The sequence below is a fragment of the Pseudomonas sp. 21LCFQ010 genome, assembly GCF_024129905.1.
Taxonomy (GTDB): domain Bacteria; phylum Pseudomonadota; class Gammaproteobacteria; order Pseudomonadales; family Pseudomonadaceae; genus Aquipseudomonas.
On sequence record NZ_JAMYDZ010000013.1, the window covers coordinates 130527 to 144170 of the forward strand.

Annotated in this window: 13 protein-coding genes and 1 pseudogene; 9 read left to right on the top strand and 5 right to left on the bottom strand. The window is 61.2% G+C overall.

Going from position 1 to position 13644, the window contains the following annotated elements; genetic code table 11:
* Positions 1-38: 38 nt before the first annotated feature.
* A complete protein-coding gene (locus tag NJC38_RS16475) occupies positions 39-815 on the top strand; it encodes a lipopolysaccharide biosynthesis protein (RefSeq protein WP_253115844.1) in 777 nt (258 codons plus the stop codon).
* A gap of 9 nt (positions 816-824) precedes the next feature.
* Here the strand turns inward: NJC38_RS16475 and mapR are convergent, their stop codons facing one another.
* The gene (mapR, locus tag NJC38_RS16480) at positions 825-2234 is read right to left on the bottom strand and encodes a GntR family transcriptional regulator MpaR (RefSeq protein ID WP_045491707.1); all 1410 of its coding nucleotides are present in this window, start codon (positions 2232-2234) and stop codon (positions 825-827) included.
* A 234-nt stretch (positions 2235-2468) separates the two neighbouring features.
* Here mapR and NJC38_RS16485 point away from each other — a divergent pair, with 234 nt between their 5' ends.
* Positions 2469-3062, top strand: coding sequence for an amino acid synthesis family protein (locus tag NJC38_RS16485; RefSeq protein WP_253115846.1), 594 nt, complete (start codon positions 2469-2471; stop codon positions 3060-3062).
* Between the two features lie 331 nt (positions 3063-3393).
* On the top strand, positions 3394-4086 hold the full coding sequence (locus tag NJC38_RS16490) for an alpha/beta fold hydrolase (protein ID WP_306456552.1): 693 nt from the start codon (positions 3394-3396) through the stop codon (positions 4084-4086).
* Between the two features lie 153 nt (positions 4087-4239).
* Here NJC38_RS16490 and NJC38_RS16495 read toward each other — a convergent pair.
* Positions 4240-4326 (bottom strand): annotated as a pseudogene (locus NJC38_RS16495) (IS200/IS605 family transposase); the annotation flags it as partial.
* A gap of 14 nt (positions 4327-4340) precedes the next feature.
* On the opposite strand from NJC38_RS16495, the gene NJC38_RS16500 reads away from it, so the two are divergent.
* Complete coding sequence (locus NJC38_RS16500) at positions 4341-5663, top strand: transposase (RefSeq protein ID WP_253115849.1); 1323 nt, start codon at positions 4341-4343, stop codon at positions 5661-5663.
* 268 nt (positions 5664-5931) lie between these two features.
* Here NJC38_RS16500 and NJC38_RS16505 read toward each other — a convergent pair whose 3' ends face one another.
* Positions 5932-8055, bottom strand: a complete 2124-nt coding sequence (locus NJC38_RS16505; RefSeq protein ID WP_253115851.1) for a TonB-dependent receptor — start codon at positions 8053-8055, stop codon at positions 5932-5934.
* A gap of 152 nt (positions 8056-8207) precedes the next feature.
* On the opposite strand from NJC38_RS16505, the gene NJC38_RS16510 reads away from it, so the two are divergent.
* Positions 8208-9809 (top strand): hybrid sensor histidine kinase/response regulator, encoded by a 1602-nt coding sequence (locus NJC38_RS16510; protein ID WP_045491698.1) that lies wholly within the window; start codon positions 8208-8210, stop codon positions 9807-9809.
* 154 nt (positions 9810-9963) lie between these two features.
* Here NJC38_RS16510 and NJC38_RS16515 read toward each other — a convergent pair whose 3' ends face one another.
* Together NJC38_RS16515 and NJC38_RS16520 are read right to left on the bottom strand one after the other, a co-directional pair.
* Positions 9964-10551 carry a histidine phosphatase family protein gene (locus NJC38_RS16515; RefSeq protein WP_253115853.1) on the bottom strand — a complete coding sequence of 196 codons (588 nt, stop codon included), beginning with the start codon at positions 10549-10551 and terminating at the stop codon, positions 9964-9966.
* Entirely contained in the window at positions 10548-10802 is a 255-nt protein-coding gene (locus tag NJC38_RS16520; protein WP_253115855.1) for a hypothetical protein, read from the bottom strand. The genes NJC38_RS16515 and NJC38_RS16520 overlap by 4 nt, the downstream gene beginning before the upstream one ends.
* A gap of 363 nt (positions 10803-11165) precedes the next feature.
* Between NJC38_RS16520 and NJC38_RS16525 the strand changes: the two genes are divergently transcribed.
* The 4 genes from NJC38_RS16525 (at position 11166) to NJC38_RS16540 (ending at position 13599) form a co-directional block, all read left to right on the top strand.
* Complete coding sequence (locus tag NJC38_RS16525; RefSeq protein WP_253115857.1) at positions 11166-11318, top strand: hypothetical protein; 153 nt, start codon at positions 11166-11168, stop codon at positions 11316-11318.
* A gap of 141 nt (positions 11319-11459) precedes the next feature.
* Positions 11460-11810: a metalloregulator ArsR/SmtB family transcription factor gene (locus NJC38_RS16530; protein WP_253115860.1), complete on the top strand. Its 351-nt coding sequence runs from the start codon at positions 11460-11462 to the stop codon at positions 11808-11810.
* Positions 11811-11832: 22 nt separating this feature from the next.
* Positions 11833-13119 carry an arsenic transporter gene (locus NJC38_RS16535; RefSeq protein WP_045491659.1) on the top strand — a complete coding sequence of 429 codons (1287 nt, stop codon included), beginning with the start codon at positions 11833-11835 and terminating at the stop codon, positions 13117-13119.
* Positions 13120-13128: 9 nt separating this feature from the next.
* Positions 13129-13599, top strand: a complete 471-nt coding sequence (locus tag NJC38_RS16540; protein ID WP_253115862.1) for an arsenate reductase ArsC — start codon at positions 13129-13131, stop codon at positions 13597-13599.
* Positions 13600-13644: the final 45 nt, after the last annotated feature.

A 13644-nucleotide genomic window follows, 5' to 3' on the forward strand; every position in this document is an offset into this window, starting at 1 on the left:
GAAGCGTCGGGTATCCGGCCAGACCAGGGAGCAGCATCGTGCCATTGGCCAGCAACCACCCGCTTGTACGGCGTAGCACAGGCAGCGGCGAGCACAACGCCGTATTTATCGTCGCCTCCGGCCCATCGGCGCGGGACTTTCCCATTGAGCGTTTTGCCAAGGTGCCGATGATTACCATGAACGGCGCGATCTCGATGTTCGCCCGCACCAGCATCCGACCTTTCTGTTACGCCTGCACCGACAAGGATTTTCCACGCCAGCAACCGCAGTTGTTCAACGAGGCCGTTCAGCGTAGCCAGCGCCTGGCTGTATGGGACGAGCTGCTGGACGACCTGCCTGCGCTGTCGGCAGACAAAGTCCTGCCTCTAAAAAAAGCCGGGCCGCCGTCGCTGTTGCGCACGCTGCTGCGCCGCGAGCGCAACCTGGTGCGCAGCGGCGCTTTCTGGAGCCGCCGTGCCCGTTCGCTGGGGTTCAGCAAGGACCTGTCGCAAGGCTTTTTCGATGCGCGCACGGTGGCGTATCTGGCCCTGCAAATCGCCTATCACTCGGGGTTTCGCAAGGTCTTTCTGGTGGGCGTGGATCTGGATCAGGCGGCTGGGCGTTTTTACGAGGCCAGCCCGAACGATCCGGCCAATTCACCCTGCGGCCTGGACCAGCATTTTCAGCGGCGAATTTTGCCGTCGTTGCAGATCATGGCCGACAAGGTGGTGGGTGAGGACTTCGCGGTGTACAACCTGTCGGCGCGTTCGCGGATCCCTGAGCGGGTGATTCCCAGGGTCAGCCTGGCGCAGGTCGAAGGCATGCTCAACGGCTGAAGGGGCTGCTCAGAACGCCTGCAGAATCCGCCCCAGCACCCCCATCGCCGCTTCGCGCTGCGGGGTCCACGGGTAGCCGTGGTTGAGCCGTGCACAATGGCTGAAGCCGCGCTGCGCCGAGAACATGGGCCCTGGCGCGATGCTGATGCCCTGCGCCAGCGCCATTTGGTAAAGCTTCAGCGAGTCGACCCGTTCGGGAAACTCAAACCACAGAAAGTATCCGCCGGTTGGCCGGGTGACCCGGGTTTGTTCCGGAAAGTGCCGGGCCGCCGAGGCGAGCATCGCACCTTGTTGCATCTCCAGGGTATGGCGCAATTTGCGCAGGTGCCGGTCGAACCCGCCGTGTTGCAGGTAATCGGCGATGGCCGCTTGCGCGGGCACCGAGGGCGAAATGCTGGTCATCAGTTTCAGGCGGCTGATTTTTTGCGCATAGCGTCCGCCCGCCACCCAGCCGACCCGGTAACCCGGTGCCAGGCATTTGGAAAACGAACCGCAGTGCATCACCAGGCCTTCGGTGTCCAGGCTCTTGACCGGGCGTGGCGCGCGGCTGCCGTAATACAGCTCGGCATAGACATCGTCTTCGATCAATGGCACCTGATGGGTCTTGAGCAACTCGTACAGCGCCTGTTTGTTGGCATCGGGCATGCTCGCGCCCAGCGGGTTCTGCAGGCTGCTCATGAACCAGCAGGCCTTGATCGGCAATTGCCCGAGGCGGTCGGCCAGTTGCTCAAGGTCCACGCCGTCACGCGGGTGCACCGGAATTTCCACGGCCTTGAGCTTGAGGCGTTCGAGCATCTGCAAACAGGCATAAAACGCCGGAGCTTCGATGGCCACCAGGTCGCCCGGCTGGGTCACGGTTTGCAGGCACAGGCTCAGGGCTTCCATCGCGCCATTGGTGATGACCAGTTCTTCGCGTTCCGGGTGCACGCCGCTGTTGAGGTAGCGCAGCGCGATCTGGCGCCGCAGTTCCTGGTTGCCGCTGGTCATGTCGGCGATCACCGCATGGGGCAGCAGCCCGCGCACGCTGTGGGCCATGGAACGGGCCAGGCGCGGCAGGGGGAACAGGTCCGGGCTGGGAAACGCCGAACCAAACGGCACGGTTTGCGGGTCCTGCAAGCTGCCCAGCACCGAAAACACCAGTTCGCTGACATCCACCTCGGTGCCCAGTGAAGGGCTCAGATGAATGGCCGGTTCGCTCAGCGAGCGGCTGGCATGTTCACGCACGTAATAGCCCGAACGCTCCCGCGCCTGGATCAGCCCGCGGTCTTCAAGCCGGTAATAGGCCTGGAACACGGTTGAGGGGCTGACTGCAAAGCGCTGGCTGGCGACCCGCACCGAGGGCAGCTTCTCACCGCCCTTGAGGGTCCGGTTGCGGATCATCTGGGCGATGTCTTCGGCAAGTTGTTCGTAGCGCTTCATGGGCAGGTCGTGTCATGCGGATCGAGGCGTCAGCATGCCTGCGGGAAAAAAACGACACCAGATGCATTTTCGATATTTATTTACGGATCAGATGACTTGTTTGGCATGAAGCTGAATCGGAGGCATTGAAGACGCTGCTCTGCAAAAAACGCCCGGATCTGAGCCTGTTATCCGTGCCTATAGATCAAAGAACATTGGTATACCGTAATACGGTGTTCATAAATGGGAGGCTCCATGGCATTTCAGATACGCAAACTCGTCACGTATAAAGAACAGATCTTCATCGAAGGTGGCAAAGCAGTGCAGACGCCACTGAACATGGTCGCGGTGGCGGCAGTCATCACCAACCCCTGGCACGGTCGCGGCTTTGTCGAGGACCTCAAACCGCAGATCCGTGAGCATTGTTCGGACCTTGGGCAACTGATCGTTGCGCAACTGGCCCAGGCCATCGGTGGTGCTGCGCGCATTGAGGCCTATGGCAAGGCCGCAGTGGTTGGGGAGGCGGGCGAAATCGAGCATGCCTCGGCGCTGATCCACACCTTGCGCTTCGGCAATCACTTTCGTGAGGCGGTGGACGCCAAGAGTTACCTGGCGTTCACCAACAAGCGCGGCGGGGCGGGCACCTCCATTCAGGTGCCGATGATGCACAAGGACGATGAGGGCATGCGCTCCCACTACCTGACCCTGGAGCTGCGCATCGACGACGCGCCACGCGCCGACGAAATCGTGGTGGTGCTGGGCGCCGCCGATGGCGGCCGGCCCCATGCGCGGATCGGCAACCGTTATATCGACCAACAGGCGCTGACCGCAGAACAGTCGGCCATCTGATCCGGTTTTTATTCAGGTTTCTGAATCTGTAACCGGATCAGTGGCTGCGGCATCATGGCCCCATGATCTTTTAGGGCTATGGGAGCAATCTGATGGGCAAGATGGCGTTTTTCATGCTTGGGTTCTTGGCGGTGACCATTTTGATTGGCTTGCTGGCGACCATCCCGCCGCCGCTGTAAGCCGCGTCAATTCAATTGCGCAAAAGGCTCTTGAGCAATCAAGGGCCTTTTCTGCGTGCCTGCTCAAAGGCGCTGAAAAGGGCAGGCCAGACGGTTGCTCTGTTGCACAGGCGGTTTAAACTGTGGCCCTTCGCCCGACTGGACTGCTCCTTTTGACTCTTCCTCTCGTCATGCTCCCCGGCCTGCTCAACGATGCCCGCCTGTGGGCGCAGCAGCAGGCGCTGATCGCTCGCGACCGTCATGTGCAGATCCCCGACCTGACCCAGGACACTTCGATTGCGGCGATGGCCGCACGGGTGCTGCAAGCGGCGCCACCGCAATTCGCCCTGGCGGCGTTGTCCATGGGCGGTTATGTGGCTATGGAGATTCTGCGCCAGGCGCCGCAGCGCGTAGTGCGCCTGGCATTGTTTGACACCATGGCGCGGCCCGACAGTGCCGACCGGGCCAGGGTGCGTCGCGGCTTGCTGGAGCTGGCGCAGATGGGCACCTTCAAGGGCGTCACGCCGCAGTTGCTGCCCAAGCTGATCCACCGCAACAGTCTGGGTACAGCTGCCGCGCAACAGGTCAGGGACATGGCCCAACAGGTTGGCCGCGACGGCTTCATTCGCCAGCAGCAGGCGATCATCGAGCGTGCCGACTATTCAGGGTTACTGGCGCACATTAAGGTGCCGACCCTGGTGGTCGTGGGCGAGGACGACCAGATCACTCCGCCGGCCGAGGCACAGTTCATCCATGAACAGATCGCCGGCTCACGGTTGGTGACACTTGCCGAGTGTGGGCATCTACCACCGCTGGAACATCCTGAGCGCACCACGCAGTTGCTGCAGGAGTGGCTGGCTGATTGACCATCGGGGCGCGACAAGCCCCGCCGTTCAGGGCGGGGAAGGATAGCGCGGACGGCGTAGCCGTCCCTGGTTGCCGTGGGGTGTCTGCTGCTGTTCGATGGATGCACAGCCACAGGATGATGCGACGTAATACGGCGACACAGATGCCCTTATACGGCGGTATTTCGTTACAAAGACCCCATGGTCATGCACCTTGAAAACACCGTGCCGTCCGCGCCTAATGTCGTCTTCATTGCTCATGGCTCAAGAGCAGCATGCAACGATTTCAAGCCTTCAAGTACGAACTCATGCCAGACGGCCAGCAGGAGCGGCAAATGCGCCGCTTTGCCGGCTCCTGTCGCTTCGTCTTCAACAAGGCGCTGGCGTTGCAGAAAGAACGCCACGAGCAAGGCGAGAACAAGCTCGGCTATGCGGGCCTGTGCAAGTTGCTGACCGGGTGGCGCAATAGCCCGCAAACCGCATGGCTGGCCGATGCGCCTGTTCACCCGTTGCAACAGAGCCTCAAGGATCTGGAGCGGGCTTACACCAACTTCTTCGCCAAGCGAGCCGACTTTCCCCGGTTCAAGAAGAAGGGGCAGCGCGACAGCTTCCGCTATCCCGACCCGAAACAGATCAAGCTCGACCAGACCAACAGCCGCCTGTTTCTGCCCAAGCTGGGCTGGCTGCGCTACCGCAACAGCCGCAAGACGCTGGGTACTGTGAAGAACATCACCGTGAGCCAGTCGTGTGGCAAGTGGTTCGTGAGCATCCAGACCGAACGCGAGATCGATGAGCAACCCACGGCACAGGGTGCGGCAGTCGGCATCGACATGGGCATTGCCCGCTTCGCCACGCTTTCGGATGGTTCGTTCTACGCACCCCTCAACAGCTTCAAACGCCATGAAACCGCGCTGTGCAAAGCGCAGCAGGCGATGAGCCGCAAGGTCAGATTCAGCCGCAACTGGAACAAGGCGAAAGCCCGCGTCCAGCGCATTCACTCGCGCATCGGCAATGCCCGCCGCGACTACCTGCACAAGTGCTCCACCACGATCAGCCAAAACCACGCGATGGTGTGTATCGAGGACTTGCAGGTACGCAATATGTCCAGGTCGGCGGCAGGCACGGCAGAGGCACCGGGAAGAAACGTTCGGGCCAAATCTGGCCTGAACAGGGCCATCCTCGATCAGGGCTGGTTCGAGTTCCGCCGCCAACTGGACTACAAGCTGGCGTGGCGCGGTGGCTGGCTGATTGCCGTGCCGCCGCAAAATACCAGCCGCACGTGCCCCTGTTGCGGCCATGTGTCGGCGGCCAACCGCCAGACGCAAGCGCTGTTCGGGTGCGTGGGATGTGGTTTCGAAGGCAACGCCGATGTGGTCGGCGCGATGAATGTACTAAGGGCGGGACACGCCCGGTTAGCCTGTGAAGTGAGCGCAGAGGTCATGGCGCCAGCAGCAGGAACCCACCGAAGCGACTCGGGGGCGGCCGATGCCGCGCCTGAGCGCCGTAGGAATCTCCGGCCTTCAGGCCGGGGAGGATGTCAACGCTTAATGGGCCGGATCGAGTTCGATACACGCTACTCGAACAGTTCGATCAGGTAATCGGCCACCACTCGTAGCAGATGTATTGCTTTTACTGGCCTCTTCGCGAGCAGAGCTCGCTCCCACCGGGTTTGCGTCGTGCTCAAGTATCAGGCATCACGCCACCTCGGTGGGGGTGGCCGGCCGGCGCCCCGGTCAGCCGACGAATGCGATGTTGCGTTCACAACTGAAATAACGGGCTTGCACAGGACCATAGAATCTCCCACCTTGGTCCGCAGTGCTTATCTGAACAGTATTGCGGCTAAAGCGGATCGCCACCCGGCCGACCCTACAAACTCCACGAAACCCCGGCATAGACCCCGGCGCCTTCGCCCGGCGTCGAGCGTGCGGTATCAACCCCGCGATCGTCGTAGCCTGGCGTCACGGTCGTGGCGTAGCGCTGGTTGGTCAGGTTGCGCAGGTCCAGCCAGGTCTGCCATTTCTGGTCCGGCGAGTTGTAGCCCAGCGTCGCGCCAATCAGGGTGTAGCGATCGGCGTAGAACGAGTTGGCATAGTCCACCGCCACTTTCGCCGCATGCTCAGTGTTCAGCCCGACATACACGCCGCTGGGGTGGGTGTAGCGCACTTCGGCCTGGTAGTAGTGCTGTGGGATGCCCGGCAGGCGGTTGTCGCCGAACCGCTGGTCATCACGGTAGCGGAAGTCGTTCCAGGTGTAGGCCTGACGCAGTTCGACCTTGCCGGCCGGACCTTGCCACAGCGGGCTATGCAGGCCCAGCTCAATGCCTTGGTGCACGGTCGGGCTGGCGTTGTTCTCGGCAATGATCGACGAGGTGGTCTGGGTCGCCGCCTGAATCTCGACGCTGAGCAGCTCATGACGAACCTGCGAGTAGTACCAGGCCAGGTCCCACTGGCCGAACCGGCTGTCGCCGCGGCTGCCCAGTTCCAGAGTGGTCGCGGTCTGGTTGTCGAGCTTCACGCCGCCGCTTTGCAGGCCGGTCGAGGCGCCGCTGCCGGCCGGGAAGTACTTGTTCGAGCCCCAGATCATCGACCAGGCGTGCGGCGGCTCCACCGAGCGGCTCAGGTTGCCGTACACCTGCAGGTCCGGGTTGATCTGGTAACGCAGGCCGAGCCGTGCGGCGTAGTCCCACTCGCTCATGCTCAGCGGGTCGCGGGCGTCGGGGTAGGTGACTTCGGTCTCGCGGCGGGTGTAAAGCGCGGCAACCCCGGTGCTCAGCCACAGGTCCGGTGCCAGTTCCAGCTCATTGGCGATGTGCAGCGTGGTGTCCGAGCCCAGATAGCTGAAGTCGCGGGTGCGGGTGCCCGGTGCGTAGCCGGCGGTATTGCCGGTGGGAATGCGCACGAACTCCGAGCTGCCATTGTTCGGCAGGCCTTTGGTATGGCGCAGGCCGACGGTGGTCTGGCTGGCCATGCCCAGCAGTGTGTCCTGGCGTACGTAGTTCAGGGTGCCGCTGATGTCGGTGTAGGCCACCTTGAGGCGGTTGGTGCCTTCGCGCAGGTCCATCGGGTAGTCGTGATAGACCAGCCCGGCCTCGATGCGTGAGCTGTCATCGATGTAATAGGTGGTCTTGTTGGCCAGCCAGGTGCTGCCCGGCTGAATACGCTTGTTGTCGCGGGCCACATTGAGCGGGCTGGCCGCGCGGCTGTCGTGACGGATCTGCTCGCGGGTCAGACGGCCCGGCGTCTCGTAGTCGTTTTCCCGGTAACGGAAATAAAACCGGGTTTCCAGGTTCGGGCTGAGCCGGTAGCCGAGGTTGGCGGCGATGCCCTTGCTGCCACCTGCGGTCTGGTCCTGAAAACCGTCCGTGCTGGAGTCGGTCAGGCTGACGTAGTAATCCAGATCGCCCAGCACCTGACCGGAGCTGATCTGCCGTTTGCTGTAGCCATGGCTGCCGACTTCGTAGCGCAGTTGCAGCGGCGAAGCATCACGGCCAGTGCGGGTTACATAGTTGATCGCACCGCCCAGCGACAGCGCGCCCTGGTCGAAACCGTTGGCGCCGCGATACACCTCGACCCGGCTCAGCCACAGCGGTTCCTTGAGTTCATAAGGGGTGCCGCCGGGGCCGGTCAGCGGCAGACCGTCGAGCATCTCGAACAGCCCCGAGGCATGGCCGCCAGGGGCACGGTTCAGGCCCGAGCCACGAATGGAAATCTTGCTGCCTTCGTTATGCGCGGTGCGCGCATAGATGCCCGGCTGATAGCGGAACACATCTTCGCTGCTGCTGACCCGGCCCTGATCGACCTGGCTCATGTCCACCACATTGGTGGCGCCCGCCACCTGGCGCAATTGCTCCTGGGCGGTTTCGACGGGGCTGGCGGCCGTGGCATTGACGGCAATGCCCGACAGGGTCACGGCACCCTCTGCCGCCAGTGCGCAAGGCGCGCCAAGCAACGTGGCGCTGAGCGCAAGGGGAAGGGCAGGCTGCACACGCATCGCAGGGTTCCTTGGGACAATAAACTAAAAAGGGATGGTCATTCGATGCCGGGCCGGCGGCTGGCGTCACGTCATGCTGGCACTTGAGCGAACTCTTTTACCGCTCGACAAGTCGTAGCCAGTAAGACGAACAGACATCGGGGAAACACAGCGTGGCGGACAACAAGATACGGGTCGACAATGCGGCCACCGGGGACATATCCCAGCTGGGCAAGAACATCTTCTTCGCTGCCGTGGAAACCACCCGCATGCCGATGATCGTCACTGACCCGAACCGGCCGGACAATCCGATCCTGTTTGCCAACAAAGCCTTCCTGAACATGACCGGCTACAGCAGCGAGGAGGTGCTGGGGCACAACTGCCGCTTCCTGCAGGGGCCTGAAACCGACCCTGAAATGGTCCGCAGCGTGCGCGAGGCGATTGCTCAGCGCAAGGACGTGTCGACCGAGATTCTTAACTACCGCAAAGACGGTTCGAGTTTCTGGAACGCATTGTTTATCTCGCCGATCTTTAACGAGAACGGCGACCTGATCTATTTCTTCGCCTCGCAACTGGATGTCAGCCGCCGCCGTGATGCCGAAGACGCGCTGCGCCAGTCCCAGAAAATGGAAGCCCTCGGGCAACTCACCGGCGGCATTGCTCACGACTTCAATAACCTGCTGCAGGTCATGGGCGGCTACATCGATCTGATCGGCAGCGCTGCCGAGAAACCTCAGATTGACAGCCAGCGCGTGCAGCGCAGCGTCTACCACGCCAAGGCCGCCGTGGAGCGCGCCAGCACCCTGACCAAGCAATTGCTGGCCTTCGCCCGCAAGCAGAAACTGCATGGTCGGGTGCTCAACCTCAATGGCCTGGTGGGCGCCATGCAACCGATGATCGAGCGCACCTTCAGTGCCGATGTGCAGGTGGAAACCGATCTTGACCCGACCTTGGGCAATTGCCGGATCGACCCGACCCAGGCCGAAGTCGCGTTGCTCAACATCTTCGCCAACGCCCGCGACGCGCTGGTCGGCAGGCCTGAGCCGAAAATCTTCATCGAAACCCGCAACCTGGAAATTCATGACCTGGCCGGCATGTCCCATGATGGTCTGCTGCCGGGGCATTACGTGAGCATTGCGATCACCGACAACGGCATCGGCATGCCGGCCAGCATCCGTGAGCGGGTGATGGACCCGTTTTTCACCACCAAGGACGAAGGCAAGGGCTCGGGCCTCGGCCTGTCGATGGTCTATGGCTTTGCCAAACAGTCCGGCGGTGCGGCGCGCATCTACACCGAAGAGGGCGTTGGCACCACCTTGCGTCTGTACTTCCCGGTCGATGAGGCCAGCGTTGCTCACCATGAAGTCCATTACGTGCCCGAGCGGCGCCAGGGCAGTGAACGCATCCTGATCGTCGAAGACCGCCCGGACGTCGCAGAACTGGCGCGTATGGTGCTGGACGACTACGGCTATACCACCGAAATCGTCTACAACGCTCGCGAAGCGTTGAGCAAGTTCGAATCCGGTGCCCGCTATGATCTGCTGTTTACCGACCTGATCATGCCCGGCGGCATGAACGGCGTGATGCTGGCCCGCGAGGTGCGGCGTCGTTATCCGGGAGTCAAGGTCCTGCTCACCACCGGCTACGCGGAAAACTCCATCGAGCGCACCGACATTGGCGGCTCGGAGTTCGACGTGGTGTCCAAACCGTGCATGCCCCACGACCTGGCGCGCAAGGTCCGGCAGGTGCTGGATGGGCCGAACGGGATTGCCTGACTTATAGCCGCCGCACGGCATAAAGTCGATCAGTTACAAGAGTGGGGCCTGGCGGCTGGCTGATGGGAGGTGCACAAGATCCAGGCTCGGCTCGGATCTGATCTGTGGGAGGCAGCTTTGCTGGCGAATGGGCTGCAACACCACTCAGTCGATTTCAAATAACCGCTGAAGTGGGCAAAGCAATACCGCCCACATTATCCAATGCCAGCACCTGTCCATTTTCAAGCTGCCAATCGAAGAAGTCCGAGAAGTCGCCACGCACCAGTGCCCGCACGGTCTTGCCCACAAAACCATGGGCCACCAGCACCACGGTGCTGCCCGCATGGCGCTCGACCAGTCCATTCAGGCCCAGCCGCAACCGCTCGACCACCTCGGCAATGGTCTCGCCGCCATCGGGTGCTTGCTGCCATTGCCGGGTGATATTGCGCGCCCACAACTGCGGATAGCGGGTCCGGGCCTCAGCCTGGGTCAGCCCTTCGAATACGCCGACGTTACGCTCACGAAAATGCTTATCGACAACCAGAGGCAGGTTCAGCGACTGGTTGAGGATCTCGGCGGTTTGCCGTGCCCGCAACAGCGGCGAGCTGACCAACACGTCGATCTGCGCGGGTAACGCGTTGCGCAAGGCCTCGGCCTGCTGACGGCCTTCTTCAGTCAATTCTGCATCCAGTGCGCCGAGGTAGCGCCCCTCACGGTTGGCCCACGTCTGGCCGTGGCGTACTACGTAGAGTTGCAGGCTCATGGATTGCCCACGCCGCGATCGACCAGCCGTTCAGTACCAACCACAAAGTGCGACCCACCCGCGTTGGCAAATAGCGCGTCCGGGCACGGCCAGACCTTGCTCAACTGCTGCGCGACCGTCTGTTGATCGGCACTGTCTCGCGCGTTGCTCTGAATCAGCCGCACCGCATCTCCCAGTTGTACACGGGCCAGTTGCAGCCCCGCCGCGCTGCGCTCGGGGATCAGCGCGTATTGGTCCTTGAGGCGTGACATGAAGGGCGGGCTCCTTGAGGCTGTATTGGCTATATAACGCTGCTGTTTTTATAACAGCCTCAACGGATGGGTAAACGGCTTTAGGGTTCTAAGCGCCTTGATCCATGGAATATGGGGTATGAGTTCTGGTAGGCCAATAGCGGGCGGCGCCGCATCAACGCATGGCCACTGGCGTTCGTTGGCTGGATTCTGGTTATTTAAAGATAACCAATAATTCCTTCAGGAAATAAACCGGGTTAGTCATGATGGGCGTGTTCAATGGCATCAGGGGCCGTCGTCGAGCCTGCCATTGCACACTGATCTCGCGGGCTACCTGAACCAAGGCGCGTCGCAATACCCCAGCCCTGGAACAGGAATCACGCCATGGAACTGCTCGAATCGCCTTTTCAATCGATTGAAAACTCTGTCGTGTGGTTGTTGATTGTGTTTTCGATCGCTGTGCTCGGGCTGGCCGTGATGGAAAGGGCCGGGGCAGCGCGGTTGGCAAAGGAGAGTGACGAGTCGCACCGGTTATAAGCGTTGTAGCCAGTCTCAATGCTGGCCTGACCGAGCATCCCGGACGTGGCCGATAATTATCTTCGCCAGGCATTTGTACAAATGGGTCAAATATGATTACATCCGCATATTCGTTTATCCGCATATGCAGGCCGCTCGCCGATGATTCTTGCACCACACACGTTCTTCAAATGCCTGGGGGATGAAACCCGCGCGCGGATCATGCTGATGCTTTGCGCTGAGGGTGAGCTGTGCGTGTGCGAGCTGATCTGGGCGCTGGATGACAATCAGCCGAAGGTATCCAGGCACCTGGCCCAACTTCGTGCCTGTGGCTTGCTCGCAGACCGCAGGCAGGGTCAGTGGGTTTACTACCGGCTGCACCCCGAGCTTGAACAGTGGGCGCTGGATGTTCTGAAGGTCACAACGCACACCCACCAGCGCTGGATCAAAGACCAGCAAGGACGGCTGGCTTCGATGCACGACAGGCCCGTACGCCAAACCTCCTGCTGCTGACCTCTTGATCTGGAACATCCCCATGTTTATCGCTGCATCGATTTTTGTAGTTACGCTGGTGCTCGTTATCTGGCAACCAAGGGGCTTGGGCGTCGGCTGGAGCGCAGCTGCGGGTGCCTGTCTGGCGTTGCTGACGGGTGTGGTCAGTTGGGAGGATGTGCCGGTTGTATGGCACATCGTCTGGAACGCCACCGCGACCTTCATTGCCGTGATCATCATCAGTCTGCTGCTTGATGAGGCAGGCTTTTTCAAATGGGCAGCGCTTCACGTCGCCCGCTGGGGGGGCGGCAGAGGCGGGCGTCTGTTTGCGCTGATGATCCTGCTCGGGGCAAGCGTCTCGGCATTGTTTGCCAACGATGGCGCCGCACTGATCCTCACCCCCATCGTTATAGCGATGCTGACGGCGCTGCGTTTTAGTCCTGCATCGACCCTCGCGTTTGTGATGGCCGCAGGCTTTATCGCCGATACCGCCAGTCTGCCCATGGTGGTGTCCAATCTGGTCAACATCGTTTCGTCCGACTTCTTCGGCGTGGGTTTCGCAGAGTACGCGTCAGTCATGTGGCCGGTGAATCTAGTGGCGGTGGCGGCGACGCTGGTGATGCTCTGGATGTTCTATCGCAAGGACATCCCTGCCCGCTACGACGTGGGTCAGCTTGAGGCACCAGAGGCGGTTATTCGTGACCGGGCGACCTTCATTGCTGGCTGGTGGGTGCTTGGCCTGCTGTTGCTCGGGCTGTTCGCCCTGGAGCCATCAGGCATCCCCATCAGCGCCGTCGCTGCAGGGTGTGCGGTAATCCTGCTGGCTATCGCTGCAAGAGGCCACATCATCTCGACAAAAAAAGTCATCAGGCACGCGCCCTGGCAGATCGTGGTGTTTTCACTGGGCATGTACCTGGTGGTCTATGGCCTGCGCAATGCAGGACTCACTGACGCCCTCACCGGGTTGCTTGATACGTTCGCCGGGCATGGACTGTGGGCGGCCACCTTGGGCACGGGCATTACCGCTGCGCTGCTGTCGTCGATCATGAACAACATGCCGAGTGTGCTCATCGGTGCTCTGTCGATCCAGGGCAGCAACGCTACGGGGCTGGTGCGTGAGGCCATGATCTACGCCAACGTCATCGGTTGCGATCTGGGTCCGAAGATCACCCCCATCGGCAGCTTGGCCACACTGCTGTGGCTTCATGTCCTGGCGCAAAAGAACATCCGTATCAGCTGGAGCTACTACTTCAAAGTTGGCAGCATCCTCACCCTCCCTATCTTGCTGGTAACGCTCGCGGCACTGGCGTTGCGGCTGAGCATCCCCTAGGAGAAAGCCATGAAAGTGTTGTTTATGTGCACGGCCAACAGTTGCCGCAGTGTTCTGTCGCAAGGGCTGTTCAACCACCTGGCTCCGAGTGGATTGACTGCGGTCAGTTCAGGCAGCTTGCCAAGCGGCCAGCTCAATCCTCGCGCTGTCAGCACGCTACAGGCGCTGGGTATCGACACCACCGATCTTTACAGCAAAGGCTCAGAGGTTTTTTCGGATTCACCACCGGATGTGGTGATCACCGTGTGTGACCAGGCCGCAGGCGAACCATGCCCGGTCTATTTCGGAGCCGCTGTCAAAAGCCACTGGGGCCTTGCCGATCCTTCTACCGTGCAAGGATCAGACAGCGATGTTCAGGCCGCATTTGACGCGACAGTCGACCAGATCAAACAGCGTTTAGAAGCATTCTTGCGCCTGGATCATTCGGCCCTCACAGCGGAGAAACTCAAGCACGAGCTGGACCGCATAGGTCAGCAGTAACGGTCGCCGGAGTCTGCGATAACCCCGAACCAGACACTTCGTGGT

Coding starts and splice junctions, on each gene's coding strand:
- NJC38_RS16535 (WP_045491659.1), top strand. CDS start 11,833: ATGTTTATCGCTGCATCGATTTTTGTAGTTACGCTGGTGCTCGTTATC.
- NJC38_RS16530 (WP_253115860.1), top strand. CDS start 11,460: ATGATTCTTGCACCACACACGTTCTTCAAATGCCTGGGGGATGAAACC.
- NJC38_RS16520 (WP_253115855.1), bottom strand. CDS start 10,802: ATGTCACGCCTCAAGGACCAATACGCGCTGATCCCCGAGCGCAGCGCG.
- NJC38_RS16525 (WP_253115857.1), top strand. CDS start 11,166: ATGGAACTGCTCGAATCGCCTTTTCAATCGATTGAAAACTCTGTCGTG.
- NJC38_RS16515 (WP_253115853.1), bottom strand. CDS start 10,551: ATGAGCCTGCAACTCTACGTAGTACGCCACGGCCAGACGTGGGCCAAC.
- NJC38_RS16540 (WP_253115862.1), top strand. CDS start 13,129: ATGAAAGTGTTGTTTATGTGCACGGCCAACAGTTGCCGCAGTGTTCTG.
- mapR (WP_045491707.1), bottom strand. CDS start 2,234: ATGAAGCGCTACGAACAACTTGCCGAAGACATCGCCCAGATGATCCGC.
- NJC38_RS16485 (WP_253115846.1), top strand. CDS start 2,469: ATGGCATTTCAGATACGCAAACTCGTCACGTATAAAGAACAGATCTTC.
- NJC38_RS16505 (WP_253115851.1), bottom strand. CDS start 8,055: ATGCGTGTGCAGCCTGCCCTTCCCCTTGCGCTCAGCGCCACGTTGCTT.
- NJC38_RS16500 (WP_253115849.1), top strand. CDS start 4,341: ATGCAACGATTTCAAGCCTTCAAGTACGAACTCATGCCAGACGGCCAG.